The 13344-nt window shown below is 68.8% G+C and carries 15 protein-coding genes; 6 read left to right on the plus strand and 9 right to left on the minus strand.

Annotated elements, in window-relative coordinates:
* The first annotated feature begins 180 nt into the window (after positions 1–180).
* Positions 181–759 carry a helix-turn-helix transcriptional regulator gene (locus INT51_RS02070; RefSeq protein ID WP_193103548.1) on the plus strand — a complete coding sequence of 193 codons (579 nt, stop codon included), beginning with the start codon at positions 181–183 and terminating at the stop codon, positions 757–759.
* 233 nt (positions 760–992) lie between these two features.
* Here the strand turns inward: INT51_RS02070 and INT51_RS02075 are convergent, their stop codons facing one another.
* The gene (locus INT51_RS02075) at positions 993–1739 is read right to left on the minus strand and encodes an SDR family NAD(P)-dependent oxidoreductase (RefSeq protein WP_193103549.1); all 747 of its coding nucleotides are present in this window, start codon (positions 1737–1739) and stop codon (positions 993–995) included.
* A gap of 85 nt (positions 1740–1824) precedes the next feature.
* Between INT51_RS02075 and INT51_RS02080 the strand changes: the two genes are divergently transcribed.
* Both INT51_RS02080 and INT51_RS02085 read left to right on the plus strand, forming a co-directional pair.
* The gene (locus INT51_RS02080) at positions 1825–2385 is read left to right on the plus strand and encodes a TetR family transcriptional regulator (protein ID WP_193103550.1); all 561 of its coding nucleotides are present in this window, start codon (positions 1825–1827) and stop codon (positions 2383–2385) included.
* 111 nt (positions 2386–2496) lie between these two features.
* Positions 2497–2952 (plus strand): hypothetical protein, encoded by a 456-nt coding sequence (locus INT51_RS02085; RefSeq protein ID WP_193103551.1) that lies wholly within the window; start codon positions 2497–2499, stop codon positions 2950–2952.
* Positions 2953–2971: 19 nt separating this feature from the next.
* Here the strand turns inward: INT51_RS02085 and INT51_RS02090 are convergent, their stop codons facing one another.
* Together INT51_RS02090 and INT51_RS02095 are read right to left on the minus strand one after the other, a co-directional pair.
* A complete protein-coding gene (locus tag INT51_RS02090) occupies positions 2972–3805 on the minus strand; it encodes a MerR family transcriptional regulator (RefSeq protein WP_193103552.1) in 834 nt (277 codons plus the stop codon).
* Complete coding sequence (locus tag INT51_RS02095) at positions 3802–4296, minus strand: GyrI-like domain-containing protein (protein ID WP_193103553.1); 495 nt, start codon at positions 4294–4296, stop codon at positions 3802–3804. The genes INT51_RS02090 and INT51_RS02095 overlap by 4 nt, the downstream gene beginning before the upstream one ends.
* Positions 4297–4515: 219 nt before the next feature.
* Between INT51_RS02095 and INT51_RS02100 the strand changes: the two genes are divergently transcribed.
* A complete protein-coding gene (locus tag INT51_RS02100) occupies positions 4516–5250 on the plus strand; it encodes a nitroreductase (RefSeq protein ID WP_193103554.1) in 735 nt (244 codons plus the stop codon).
* On the opposite strand, the gene INT51_RS02105 is transcribed toward INT51_RS02100, so the two are convergent.
* The 6 genes from INT51_RS02105 to INT51_RS02130 form a co-directional block, all read right to left on the minus strand.
* Positions 5202–5582, minus strand: a complete 381-nt coding sequence (locus tag INT51_RS02105; protein WP_193103555.1) for a MerR family transcriptional regulator — start codon at positions 5580–5582, stop codon at positions 5202–5204. The two genes, INT51_RS02100 and INT51_RS02105, sit on opposite strands and share 49 nt — an antisense overlap.
* Positions 5583–5669: 87 nt before the next feature.
* The gene (locus INT51_RS02110) at positions 5670–6386 is read right to left on the minus strand and encodes an NADPH-dependent F420 reductase (RefSeq protein ID WP_193103556.1); all 717 of its coding nucleotides are present in this window, start codon (positions 6384–6386) and stop codon (positions 5670–5672) included.
* A 184-nt stretch (positions 6387–6570) separates the two neighbouring features.
* Positions 6571–7740 (minus strand): VOC family protein, encoded by a 1170-nt coding sequence (locus tag INT51_RS02115; protein WP_193103557.1) that lies wholly within the window; start codon positions 7738–7740, stop codon positions 6571–6573.
* Between the two features lie 176 nt (positions 7741–7916).
* Positions 7917–8336 (minus strand): hypothetical protein, encoded by a 420-nt coding sequence (locus INT51_RS02120; RefSeq protein ID WP_193103558.1) that lies wholly within the window; start codon positions 8334–8336, stop codon positions 7917–7919.
* A gap of 86 nt (positions 8337–8422) precedes the next feature.
* The gene (locus INT51_RS02125; protein ID WP_193103559.1) at positions 8423–10543 is read right to left on the minus strand and encodes an FtsX-like permease family protein; all 2121 of its coding nucleotides are present in this window, start codon (positions 10541–10543) and stop codon (positions 8423–8425) included.
* The gene (locus INT51_RS02130; protein ID WP_193103560.1) at positions 10543–11346 is read right to left on the minus strand and encodes an ABC transporter ATP-binding protein; all 804 of its coding nucleotides are present in this window, start codon (positions 11344–11346) and stop codon (positions 10543–10545) included. The genes INT51_RS02125 and INT51_RS02130 overlap by 1 nt, the downstream gene beginning before the upstream one ends.
* A 133-nt stretch (positions 11347–11479) precedes the next feature.
* Between INT51_RS02130 and INT51_RS22620 the strand changes: the two genes are divergently transcribed.
* Both INT51_RS22620 and INT51_RS02140 read left to right on the plus strand, forming a co-directional pair.
* Positions 11480–12670 (plus strand): sensor histidine kinase, encoded by a 1191-nt coding sequence (locus INT51_RS22620; protein ID WP_193103561.1) that lies wholly within the window; start codon positions 11480–11482, stop codon positions 12668–12670.
* Positions 12667–13302 (plus strand): response regulator transcription factor, encoded by a 636-nt coding sequence (locus INT51_RS02140; RefSeq protein WP_193103562.1) that lies wholly within the window; start codon positions 12667–12669, stop codon positions 13300–13302. The genes INT51_RS22620 and INT51_RS02140 overlap by 4 nt, the downstream gene beginning before the upstream one ends.
* The last annotated feature ends 42 nt before the right edge of the window (positions 13303–13344 follow it).

The raw sequence follows: 13344 nt of genomic DNA on the forward strand, positions 1-13344 counted from the left end.
CTCGTCAGAGACGATCACGGGGCCACCGCGCTACACCACTATGCGGGACTCAACTGGTCGCGTGAATGCGCCGCGTTCAAGGGAGCCTGACCCGCGACCTCGCCAATGGCGGCTCGACGACTCCGCCCACTCTATACAAGGCCGCTTGTGCAACTCTGCTTGTGCGACTAAGGTCTGGACATGAACAACCGACGTCCACCCAGCCCCTTCAACGTGTCCCGGACGAGCGCACTTGCCGCCTTCGCCAGTCCTGTTCGCTCACGCATCATGGACCTCCTGGCTGCCGACGGTCCCGTCACTGCTGGCCATGTCTCCTCTGAACTAGGCATCGCGCCAGGAAGCGCATCGCACCACCTCAAGGTGCTCAGCAACGCGGGACTCATCGAGGAAGCGCACGGCGTTAGCTCTGATGAGCGCAAGCACTTCTGGAAGCTCTCGCACCCCACTACGCGCTGGAGCCGTGAGGAAATCACCGACTTTGCAGCCCGTAGCGCCGCCTTCGAGGCTGAGCAACTGGCGCTCGAGCAGCAGTTTGCGCGGTCTCGCCGTTCACTCGTGGACACCGCCGATTCTGACGGCGCCGTGACTAGCACCTTCGCTACGCAAGGATGGGCTCGCCTGACCAGTATGGAGATGGCGGCCCTGAGGGACGAGCTCGTTGAGGTAGTGCGCCGCTGGGAGTTCCGCGAGATCCCGGACGATGGGATCGACCGTCAAAGCTGTTTCGTCTTCGCTCGAGGATTCCCCGCTAGGCCGTGAGCCCACAACCGAGGGCCATCTCAAGCGGTCAACGTGAAATGGGGCTGTCGCACAAGAAGGTGTCCCACGCACGCCGCGAGGTACGTCCCAAATTGGGGCATCCGATCCGGACAGTCACTAGACGGTCATTTACGGTTCCCAGTAGGTCACGAAAGTACACTTTTGCGACACATCTGTCGCACTGGGTGTACCCACTGCAACAGGCCCAGACCGTACGGATCCACATGGTGCGATCACAGCAGCACACCACCGGACACCTCGATGCGCTCACCGGTGGCCCAGCGAAACTCGTGGGAGACCAGGGCAGAGATCGCGTCGGCGATGTCATCCGGGTCGCCCACTCGCCCGAGAGCGGTCTGCTCGGACAGTGCCTCGCGCATGGCGTCGCTGTCGCGCATGGCTCCACCGTTGAAGTCGGTCGCGGTCGGCCCGGGGGCGATCGAGTTGACCCGAATGCCCCGCGGGCCCAGTTCGAGGGCGAGGCTCCGGGTCAGTGCTTCGAGCGCCTTCTTCGATGCGGCATAGACGGAGGTCGCCGGGCTGACGTGCCGGCTGAGCGAACTCGACACGTTCACGATGCGGGCCCCGTCCGACAGGTGGGGCAGAAAGGCTTGCGTGACGAAGAGCGGGCCGCGGACGTTGACGGCGAAGGTGGCGTCGAAGTCTTCTGCCGTCACGTCGCCGAGCGGCGCGAACAGCCCCACCCCGGCGTTGTTGACCAGCACATCGAGAGTGCTGGCGTTCCACTCCTGCCTGATCCCGGCGAGGACCGCACCGCGAGCCGCCTCGAGGGAGGGAAGGTCTGCGACATCCAACTGAATCGCAATGGCTTCGCCACCCGATTCGACGATCTCGTCCACGACCTCGCTCGCACCGCCCCGCGAGGCCGCGACGACTCTGATCCTGTTCCGGGCCAGAGCGAGCGCGGTGGCCCGACCGAGTCCGCGGTTGGCCCCGGTCACGAGAGCGATACGAGTCATGTCATCTCCAGTAAGTAAATGAGTACTTACTTGTAAGATAATGGGCGAGCACAGGCCAGTCAAGACCAACCCGAGGGGGCGACGCATGGCACGTGACGCTGCAGCCACGAAGGAGCGCATACTCGCCGCGGCGACCATGGAGTTCGCCGCCCACGGCTTCGCCGGCGGGCGCGTGGAGCGGATCGCCTCCCAGGCGCAGAGCAACGTTCGGATGATCTACGCGTACTACGACGGCAAGAGCGGCCTGTTCGATGCCACCCTCGCGGAGGCGCTGCGTCGCATGGCCGAGAACGTCCCTCCGCGCCCGGAGGATCTCGCGGGGTGGGCCGGGGACGTGTTCGACCATCATCAGCGCTTCCCCGAAGTCCTCCGCCTGAGCATGTGGGCTCAGCTCGAGCGACCAGAGGCCACCGCTGAGCCGCACGATATCTACCGGAACAAGACGCTCGCCGTCGCGACGGCAGCCGCGCGCCCGCTGTCGGCGGTCGACGTCCTGGTCTTCATCTACGCGATCGCGCAAGCCTGGCAGCTCTCACCAGAAGGGCTTACCGGCCTCGAGGACGATCCGGTCAGTGGTGAGGCAGTTGCCGCTCGCCGACAATCGGTCGTCACCGCCGTCGAGCGAATGCTGCAAGCCCACCCCTGAGTCGCCGGGCCGACGAGGGGTACCTGGTCTCGATACCGTCACGCCTCGGATGCCCGGACTCCGCCGACCATAGAGTCGATGTACCCGGTTCGCCCGCGCGAGGAGGTTGTCATGAGGTATGTGCTCGAGAGGACCCGACGCTGCGCTCTGGCCGGCCTGGCCGGCCTCGCGATCGCCGCCGCCGCCGCGGGATGCGGGTGGGAGCCGCCGGAGGGCTCCTCGACGTTCGCGGTTCCCACGTCATCGTGGGAAGAGGGCGACAACTCGTTCGACGCGATGGTGGGCGGTGACTTGGCCATCGACGGCGAGGGGTGCACCTTCCTGGACGAGACCTTGACGGTGGGCGTCATCTTCCCCACCGCGATCGGGGTCACCCAGGAGGACGGCACTCGTGTCGTCGTTCACGAACGCACCGGCGACGTCTTCGCGGCCGAAGGCGACGCCGTCATCTATGGTGGTGGGTACGGCCCGCGCCCCGACGCCTGGAGCGAGGTCTGCAGCTCGACGCCCACCGAGGTCGCAGTGGTCCACGACGCCCCGAAGGGCGACCCGATCGCCCGTGCGTGAGCAGCCCGGCGGGCGTTAGTCAGCGAGCCTGATCCGTGGGGTCGATCCGTGCGGGGCCCAGAAAGCCCTGTGCGACCTGGCATCGGAACGGGTCCCCGTCGAGGTAGATCTCGCGCGGCGGCCCCACCGGGCGGTTTCCGTCCCGGGACGCGGCGCCGCGTACGGCGTCGAACGAGCGGAGGATCGTCGGGAACTGCACCTCCCCGAACGGCACCTCGACGAAGAACTCCGATCCGGCAGGTTCGATCCCGTCTGCGGTCGACGGGTCGAGGACGGGGACGCGCACGTCGATCGGGCCGTCCGACTCCCAGCTCACCTCGCCGTGATAGGCGACGACGAGGGGTGAGGACCGGTCGATGTTCTCTCCTGCGCGGCCGACGAGGGCCGCGGCGGCGCGCTCGATCTGCGCGGGGAGATCACCGGCGGTCGTGCGCACAGTGCGCGAGACGAACGCCTGGGCGGCCACCTCCCGGCTGTGCACCTCGGTCGTGCCCCCGTCGCCTGCGGAGCGATCATCGCCGTGGGGGCTCGCGAGATCGTCGAGCAGGGCGACGGCTCGTTCATGTGCGCGGATCATCTCCGCTCTGTACGCGCCGAGCAGAGCGGGGCGGTCCTCGTCCGCAGCGTCCAGCACTGCGCCGATGCGCGCGAGAGGCATGTCGGCGCGGCGCAGCAGGGCGATCAACTGCGCGCGCTCCGCCTGCGTCGGCAGGTAGTAGCGATATCCCGTGTACTCGTCGACCAGGTCCGGGCGCAGCAGACCGCGACGCTCGTAGAGGCGCAACGCCTTCGGGGACAGCCAGGTGAGCCGGCTGAACTCTCCGATCGACAACCTCTCGGCGGGCTCGCTCATGCCAGCAAGTATGCAACCTCGATGTCCCACCTGCTGCGGTCCGGCTCGGCCTGCGGGTCCGTGAGGAACTGCTCCGTGCGTGCGTGCCAGAAGATCCCGTCCGGGCGTTCATCGATCGCCAGATCGAGCCCCTGGTCACCGGCCCACTGCCACATCTCGGCGTGCACCGTCTCGAGCACATCCGGGCCGCCGTCCGGTCGCGCCACCAGGTAGCGCCCCGAGGGGAGCGCACCCGTCACGAATCCTTCTCCGAGCTCCAGGGGCGCGGCCACGGGGACCGAGACGGTGATATCCATGGGGTCCGCAGCGGTTCGCAGGCGGTGGTACTGATAGATCGGGCCTCCCCAGGGGATGCCGCCCGCCGCCGCGAGAGCCGCGTAGACCTTCGGCACGTACGCATTCACTCGATCCCACTGAGCGAGCTCGGCCGTCATCGTGACGCCGACCCACGCACGCTCGGTGCGCTCCTCGACCTCAAATCCCTTCATCATGATCATCCTCCTGGTCGCCACCCGACTCTCGAATGGGCCACTGCCCAGGAGACGGGTTCACCCAAGGGCAAGGTCAACACCGTGAAGCGATCCAGGCATTGCACCGAGAGGAGCGTCTCCCCATGGCGGCTTGACCTTTACATCAGTGTGAATGTTGAAGGATGGCTGTGCTCCGGCACGGAGCGCACGACAGTCGCACTGCACGAGAGGTCTGTATCCATGTCCACGATCACCGAGGTCATCCGTTCGCGTCGTTCTCCGCGGGCTTTCCTGCCCGATCCCGTCCCCGGGGGCGTGATCCGTGAGGTGCTCGAGGATGCCCGCTGGGCGCCCTCGCACAGCAACACCCAGCCGTGGACCACACACGTCGTCTCCGGGCCTGCGCGGGACGCACTGAGTTCAGCGCTGCTGGAGGCGCACGATGCCGAGAGGCGTTCTCCGGACTTCACCGAGACCTATGGCGACGGTGTGCATCTGGAACGCTCACAGCACCTCGCTGCCGCGACCTACGGGGCCCGCGGTATCGCCCGGGGGGACCATGAAGGGCGCAACGAGGTGGTGCGCGAGAACCTGCGGTTCTACGGCGCCCCGCACGTGGCGATGCTGTTCGTGCCACAGCTTGGCGATGGAGTGCGAGCAGCCAGCGACGTCGGCATGTACGCGCAGAACTTCCTGCTGTCGCTGCACGGCCACGGGTACCAGGGGATCCCTCAGGCGGTGCACGGCATGTACGCCGACGCGGTGCGCAGCGCGCTCGGCGTGCCCAGGGACCAGAAGCTGCTCTTCGGTATCGCGTTCGGGACGGCTGACCCGGCTTCGCCCCTGCGCAGCCTCGAGATCGGGCGCGTCCCGCTGGACCGGAGCGTCGTGCTGCATGACTCGGACGTGTTCGACGAGGGCGCCCCTCAGGAGGCGGCGGAGTCCGGGATGGCGCGGTCCATCGCGTCGATGTAGCGCGTCAGGGCGACCCGGTTCTGCTCGAGGAACGAGATGCGCTCTGTCATCTTGTCGCGCTGCTCGACCAGCAGTTCTCGCAGTTCCGGGTCGGGGTCGGCGACCACCGTGGCCTCGGTGTCGTTCAGGCACGGGAGCATGTCGCCGATGATCCGCGTCGGGATCCCCGAGTCGAGCAGCCCGCGGATCTTGCGAACCCGGTTCACGAGGTAGTCGTCGTACTCGCGGTACCCGTTGTCGAGCCGTCGGGGCGTGATCAGGCCCTGCTCCTCGTAGTACCTCAGCATGCGCGTCGGCACCCCGGTCCTCTTCGTCAGTTCCCCGATCCTCATGCGCGCTCCTTCATCGTGGTGTCCATGCCGCTCGGCACGGAGGCGCTGGCAGCTTGCTACCGGCCGCCCGTACGGGTAGTGCGACGCTCAGAACTCCCTCTCGGCCACCGCTGCACGGGAGGAGGAGGTGACCAGGTCATCGAGCCGGGGCGCGGGCAGCGGGGCTCCCATGTCAGCAGAGAAATTGGACAAGAACGACTCGGGATCAGCGGCGTAGATCAGGGTGTACGCCCCCGATTCCGGCTCGGTCCTCCAGGACTCCGCAAGCGGGCCGGCGTCGACCGGATCGAAACCGACGCTGCCGACAACACCTGCAACGAGTGCCTTCGCCTCGTCGGAGTCCCCGAAGATGGCCATGCCCGACCGGTCCCCTGCTCCTGCCGGACGGGTGAGCGACGGGATGTGATGGGCGACGATGTTGTTGAACGCCTTCACGATCACCGCACCGGGGAGAAGCTTCGTCTCGTACTCGGCGGTCGTGAGGTCGAGGGAGTCGAGCTCGGCGATCCGGCCGTCGCGGCTGGGGTAGTAGTTCCCGGTCGAGAGCACGGTGCGGCCGGAGAGAGCCTCCAGCGGAAGGGACCCGTAAGCCGACAGCGGGACCGCGAGGATCGTGAGGTCGCCGAATCCGGCCGCCTCCTCCACCGTCCCTGCCTGCGCTCCGGAACCGAGCTCCGCCACGAGTTCTGCGAGGGTCTCGGGACCGCGAGAGTTCGCGATCATCACCTCGCTTCCCGCCGCGACGCCAAGACGAGCGAGTCCGGATCCGATCGAGCCACTGCCGATGATGCCCATCCGAGTCATGCGATTCTCCTTGGTCTCCGTCGGCACCTGCCGACTCCGCCCTGCCGCACGACCACTGCACTGCGCCCGCGACGGACGCCGATCGCGCGAGAGCCCCACGCAACCTTCCCTCGAGGAGAAGGGCCCAGGGCTCCACAGCCAGTGTCCAACATTGACACTACTGTCAATGTCAATCCGGGCGAGGTCACGCCGTGCCGACGATCACCAGCTCGTTGCCCTCCGGGTCGGCGACGCGCCATCGACCATCGGACCCCTCCATCAGCCGGCCCCCTGCTCCGAGTGCGGTGTCCAGGCGTGACGGTGCGACATCGAACGGGACCTCGAGCTCGATCGAGGCACGGTTGCGCTGTCGCCGCCGTGGCATGTCCGTGGCGTCGAGCGACTGGAACACCAGCTCAGGACCGAATCGTCGGGGATCATAGATATCGCTCACGCCTTCGCGCCGGTCCTCGACGTATCCGAGTGCGACGACCCAGAAGGCGCGGACTGCGGCGACGTCGGCCGCATCGAGGACGAGCTGGACGAAGCGCAGCAGCCCGGAGTCCGCTGCGGCACCGAGCTCGCGGGCGACAGACTGGATGCGTGCGGCCAGGGCCGTGAAGTCGAGGCCCGGGCCTTGGGCCTCTGCTTCCCACAGATCCTTGCCGCTGTCGAGGACCACCAGGCCGGGGCGCAGGTCGATCAGCAGCGGGGATCCTGCATTCTCGGCCAGAGCTGCGGCCGCCGCAGCCAGGTCGTCCTGCCGCTGGGGAGAGTCGACGCGATAGCAGGCCATGGCGCTGAACACCGCCTGCCACTCGTCGGCCCCGCTGTTCTCGCCGAGCGGCGATCCGGGCACCAGGTCGAGCTCATTGCCGTCGGCATCGGCGTGGCGGATCCCGTACGGTCCGGTCGCCTCGCCCAGGTCCGCCTGCTCGACCGCCGACTCCGGCCGCACTACATCCACGTGGATGCGGTGGCGCACGGGGCGGGACTCACTGGAGGCCCGGAACTGCAGGGCGGGATCGCGCCGCAACGGATCCACCAGGCGCCCTTCGCCATCCGGGTCGTAGTCCAGCGCGCGCTGCCAGAACGGCCGCAGGGCCGACGGCTCCGCGGAATCGAGCACGACGCTCAGGCTCTGCAGTGCCCCCGGGTTCGCAATCCGGCCGAGGTCCCGCGCCAACTCCGAGACGGCCTCGGCGCTCTCGTCGGAGTCGACGCGCACCCTCAAACCGGTCGTGCGCACGTCGACCGCCGTGACGGCCGGCTTCTCCGCAATGCGCCCGGCCATCACCGCCGCCGCGCTCAGCGACGGCGTCTCGAACCACGCCGTCGATACACCGTCGAGCACCCGCCAGTCCGAATCGCCCATACCGGACAGACTACGTGGCGTTGCGGCGAGGCACCAGAAGGCCGGCCACGACCGTAGCCGACCATTCACCGCCGGCCATCGAGCGGGCAGAAGTATCTGCTTCGCACTGGGGCACCCCCACGCGGCGGTTGCGGCAATCCCGGCATCGCCACGCTCCCGCCCGGTCGGCCACCTGGTCACTCTGATTCGTTCGTCCAGGCCACCTGGGTGTCTCCGCTGCGGACCACCATCCAGCTGCTGCACACCACGCCGTCCGTCGGCAGCGGATCGGGCAACCAGTCGGCCTCGATCTCGGGCTCCGAGGAGATGGTCCCTTCTGAGCAGTACTCGGAGGTGAAGACGGTCGGGCTGGTCCACCGCATCACGGCTGCGTGACCGTCCAGCTGCGCGATCAGTCGCACGTCCGTCGCATCGTCGGGCAGGAAACCTTGGAAGCGGAAGGACTCGTCGGATGCCTCAGCCTCGGCTGCGGTCTCGTAGGTGAACTCACGCTGCCCTACCTGGAACGTGTCTTGGACGACGGTGCACCCGATGAGAGTGGTCGCCGCGGCCATGCCCACAGCGCCCAGCAGGAGACGGCGGTGTCGAGGAGTCATGTTCTTGCTCTTCCCTGTCGCTGGTGCCTGTGCATCGGATCGATGCGCGAACTGGTGCCTACGGAGGCGGTGGATCGCTGGCGGGCTCATCGCGCGGCCACCCCGATGGCAGGCTGGACGCGGGCGGCGTTCCACATCGGCACGGCGGCCGCGATCAGGGCGGCGGCGGTGACGCCGACGACGAGGGCGGCGAGCGCGGCCAGCGGTGGCGGGCCGGCGGACAGGCCCAGGATGCGCAGGGCGAGCACGCCGTACGCGCTGCCGAAGGCGACGCCGGTCACCGCGCCCACCAGGGAAGCGAGCGCTGCCTCGGCGGCGATCGAGCGGCGGGCGCCGGATCGGCTCACCCCGAGCGCTCGCAGCAGGGCGATCTCCTGCCGCCGCTCGGTGACCGAGAGCGCCAAGGTCACCGCCACGCCGATCAGCGCGACGAGCATGGTCACGCCGATCATCGCTGCGCCCACGGCCTGCCCGATGAGGATCATCTGCTCGATTCCCTGGAGGACATCGTCTGCCCAGAAGATGGACGTCCCCGGGTCCGTGCTCTCGAGCACTGCCGCGCGCAGATCCTCATCGCTCGATCCGGGTGCCGGATCGATGAGGATGTCCAGGCCGTCGATGTGTGCTTCGACATCTGGATGTGCCGACAGCTCGGTGGCGACGGCCTCGGGGTCGGCGACGAGATCGACCGGGATGATCGCGGTCGAGGGGAAGTTCCTCGCGACGCCGTCCTGCGCATCCTGGGTCGCCCCGGCCACCCCGACGACGAGGGCTGCGGTGAGACCGACCCCCAGCGTGAGCACGGTGGTCATGGCAGCGGTGCGGCGTGATGCCCGGCGGGTGTTCGACAGGGCCAGTCGTATCGGCACCGACCTCGAGGCCAGAGGGTGCAGCAGCGCTGCCGCCCCCGACACGAGGAAGGGGCCGGTGGCGACGAGCGCACCGAAGACCAACAGGCCGCTGAGAGCCGCGAACGCGAGGCCGACGAACTGATCGGTGCTCGAGACGAACAGACCGACCGCACCGGTGGCGATGGCGGCGACGGCGAGCGCGCCGGCGAGGGCCGAGCGTGCACGACGACGGAGGGGGCGCGCCTCCGAGGAGCGCGAGGCACCGAGCGCCTCCACCGGCGAGGCGCTTCCGGCAGCTCGTGCGGCAGGCAGCGCCGCGACGATGGTGCAGAGCACCGCCAGCGCGACGCACGCGACGAGCCCGATCGGCGAGGAGATGAACGGAGCGTTGAGCAGCCCGGCGCCCCGGGCTGCCGCGACCAGTGCCGCCGAGACCCCCAGGCCGATCGCGACCCCGGCGATGCCGCCGAGCAGCCCGATGCACGCTGCTTCGATCAGCACCAATCGACTGACCTGGTTCCGGGTGGCCCCGATGCATCGCAGGAGGGCGAGTTCGGTGGCGCGACGGGAGAGCATGATGCGGAAGGTGGAGCTGACGATCACCACGGCAGAGACGAGGGCGAGAGCGACGAACACCGCCAGGGCACCGAACACGCCGGTGCTGGTCTCCGTGACCGTGCGTTCCTGTGCCGCCCGTCGCTCCTCGCCGCTGAGAACGATGTTCTCACCGGCCACGGACTTCATGGCGTCGAGGTCTGGATCGCCCGTGACGAAGATCTGGACAGGCATCATCGTCTCGCCGAGAGCCACGGCATCTTCTTCGCTGACCAGGGCCGTGTCCTGTCCGAACTCGTGCACCGGGCCGATCCCGGCTACGACGAGTTCGCGCCCTTCGACGACGAAGGAGTCTCCGACGGAGGCACCCGCCCGATCGGCGGTGCTGGCGCCGAGCACGACCTCACCGGTCCCCGGGGGATTCCCTGAGGTCAGCTCGGGAATCTCACTGAGCGGGCCGGATCCGGGATCGCTGCTCAGCTTCCACGTCGAGGTCGTGCCACCGATCTCCACCTCGACATCGCCGTAGTACTGCACGGCGACCTCGCTGGTGCCGGGCAGCGCCCGCAGCTTCTCCGCGATGTCGGCGACCGCCGCCGTCTCGAGTTCAGCACTCGGGACGACCACGGCATCCACGGCAGGAGGAGTGGTCACCCCGAACGCGACAAGGGCATCGCGCGCGTTGAGGGCGAGGAGAAGCGATGCGGCGGCGAAGGCTGCCGCTGCGACGACCGCGATGCCGATCAGGAAGGCCTGGCCCGGTCGGCGTGCGACGCTGAGCGCTGCTGTGCGATACACCATCACGCGGTCTGCTCCGCGTGCGATGCGAGCTCACCGACGCGTTCGAGCACCGTCTCGTGGGTCGGCGTCCGGAAGACGCCGGCTGCCCGACCGTCCTTGAGCAGGATGACCTCGTCGGTGACCGCGGCAGCCGCCGGGTCGTGGGTCACCATCACCACGGTCTGCCCGTAGTCGTCGACGCAGGCACGGAACATCTCCAGCAGGGATCGACTCGATACGCTGTCGAGCGCGCCCGTCGGCTCGTCCGCCACGATGAGGTCGGGGCGTCCGAGCAGGGCCCGAGCGACGGCCACCCGCTGACGCTGGCCACCGGAGAGCTGAGACGGCAGATGCCGCAGCCGATCCGAGATCCCGAGTCGTTCGACCAGCTCCGAGCGCCACGCCCGGTCCGGACGGTGCCCGGCGAGCGATGCCCCGAGGTCGATGTTCTCCGCCGCCGTGAGGTGCGGAAGCAGGTTCCCGTCCTGGAACACGAACCCGATCCTGTCCCGCCGCGTCGCGGTCAACGACGCGTCATCGAGGCGCCCGAGATCGGTCTCGCCGAGCAGGATCCGACCCGAGGTCGCCTGGTCGAGACCGGCCAGGCAGTGCAGGAACGTCGACTTGCCGGACCCGGAGGCACCCATGATGGCGGTGAAGCGCCGGGCGAACAGATCGATGCTCAGCCCATCCAGCGCGCGGACCCGGCTTGCGCCGGAACCGTACTCCCGCACGACGTCTATCGCGCGGGCGGCCAGTCGTGCCGTGGGGTCGGTCGTGGCGGAGCGGGATTCGCCGCTGTATTCGCCGCTATCACGTGTCATGCCTCAAGGTTCGCGGTCCACCTCCGGTCTCCGCTTCGGCCCTGCGAACGATCTCTGCCGCCCGTGCTCGTTCCTTCGGTCGATGCGCCGTCCGGACGGTCGCCCTGGCCGCCGGGGTCCGTACGATGCAGGGGTGGCGAGCGACATCGAGGGAGAACATCGGCGGCCCCGGTTGCCCTCCACCCTCACGGCAGCAGCGTCGAAGACTGCCGAGCTCCTCGTGCTGGCCCTGCTGCTCATGGTCGACTTCGAGCTGGGCGTCCGCTTCCTGCCCGCCGAGCTCGCCGCCACGGATATCGCCGGCGCTCTGGCGACGGCGCTCGTGGCAACCGTGGCCGCTGTTCTCGCGCTCGCCCGTCGCCGGATGCCGGCCCGTGTCGCCGTGGCGACCGCCTTCGCAGTGTCCCTCCTGGCATCCGTGGTCTCCGTCTCGGGAGGCAGCCTCACGCTGTCCGTGACCGAGACCGCGGCACTGCTCGTGCTCACGGTGTTCGGAGTGCGCGGCGAATCCTCGGCGCGCGGCGCGGTCCTCGTCGGTGCGGCTGCGCTCGTGGTGAGCCTCGCCGCCGTGCTGCTGCGTCTCGACGGCGATGCCACGGCCGTGCTGCTGGCGCTGCTCGTCTGGGGCTGCATGATCGCCGGCGGTGTTGCGGGACGGCACGTGCGGATGCGGCGGGAACACGAGGCGGAAACCCATCGGCGCTCGGAACGGATGGAGCTGGCTCGCGAGCTCCACGATGTCGTGGCGCACCAGGTCAGCGGGATCGTGGTGCAGGCACAAGCCGCGATCGCCGTGGACCGCACCGACCCCGAGCAGCTCGCCGAGGCCTTCTCCGCCATCGAATCAGCCGGGACCGAGGCGCTCTCCGGGATGCGTCGGATGGTCGGCGCGATCCGAGATGAGTCGGATCGGGATGACCCGCTGATCGTGCCCTACGGCCTCGCCGACGTCCCGGCGCTGATCGACCGGTTCGATCCGGAACGCAAGCACACGACGCTGGATCTCCAGGACAACCGCTCCCCCGTGCCGCCGGGCGTCGGCGAGACCGCGTACCGCGTGGTCCGGGAGGCGCTCACCAACGTGCGACGCCATGCTCCCGAGGGAACCACCCGGGTGTCCGTGCGTGAGGTCGACGGGGAGCTCGCACTCGACATCAGCAACGATGGAGTCCGTGCGCGCCCTGTCGAGCCGGACTCGAAGGGATTCGGTCTCATGGGGATGGCGGAGCGGGTCACCACGCTCGGGGGGACGATGCGGGCGGGGGCCCACGGATCGGACTGCTGGAGAGTCCAGGTCACTCTGCCTCTGGAGCGGGTTCGATGATCGGCGTCGTCCTCGCCGACGATCACGAGATGGTCCGCGCCGGGTTCCGCATGGTGCTCGAGGCGGAGGGGGACATCTCGGTCATCGGGATCGCCGGCTCCGGCCAGGACGCGGTGGGCGTCGCGAAGCGGCTGCGCCCCGAGGTGGTGCTGATGGACATCCGCATGCCGGGGATGGACGGGCTGGAAGCCACGCGCCTGATCACGGCGATGCCGGAGGCGCCGCGCGTCGTCGTCGTCACGACCTTCGACACCGATGAGTACCTGCGCACCGCGCTCCAGGCGGGCGCCTCCGGCTTCATGCTCAAGGACGCCGGACCGAGGCTGCTCGTCGAAGCGGTTCGCGCTGCAGCCGTCGGCGACGCCCTGGTGTCGCCGTCGATCACCGTGCGCCTGCTCGGAGAGCTCGCCGCCGGGCAATCCGGAGCAGGGGCCGGGCACGACCTGTCGGACCGGGAGCTCGAGATCGCGGCCGCCATCGCCCGCGGCCGCACCAACGAGGAGATCGCCGCCGATCTGTTCATCTCCCTGTCGACGGTGAAGACGCACGCGCGGAGCATCAGCGGGAAGATCGGCGCCCGCAACCGGGTCGAGATCGCCGCGTGGGCCTGGCGCGCGCGATTGGTCCGCTGAACGGCACGCGCCTCGGCGACCGGTGCTCGGAGGGCAGTGCAT

Origin of the sequence: Brachybacterium sp. FME24, assembly GCF_014897705.1 — a bacterium.
GTDB lineage: Bacteria > Actinomycetota > Actinomycetes > Actinomycetales > Dermabacteraceae > Brachybacterium.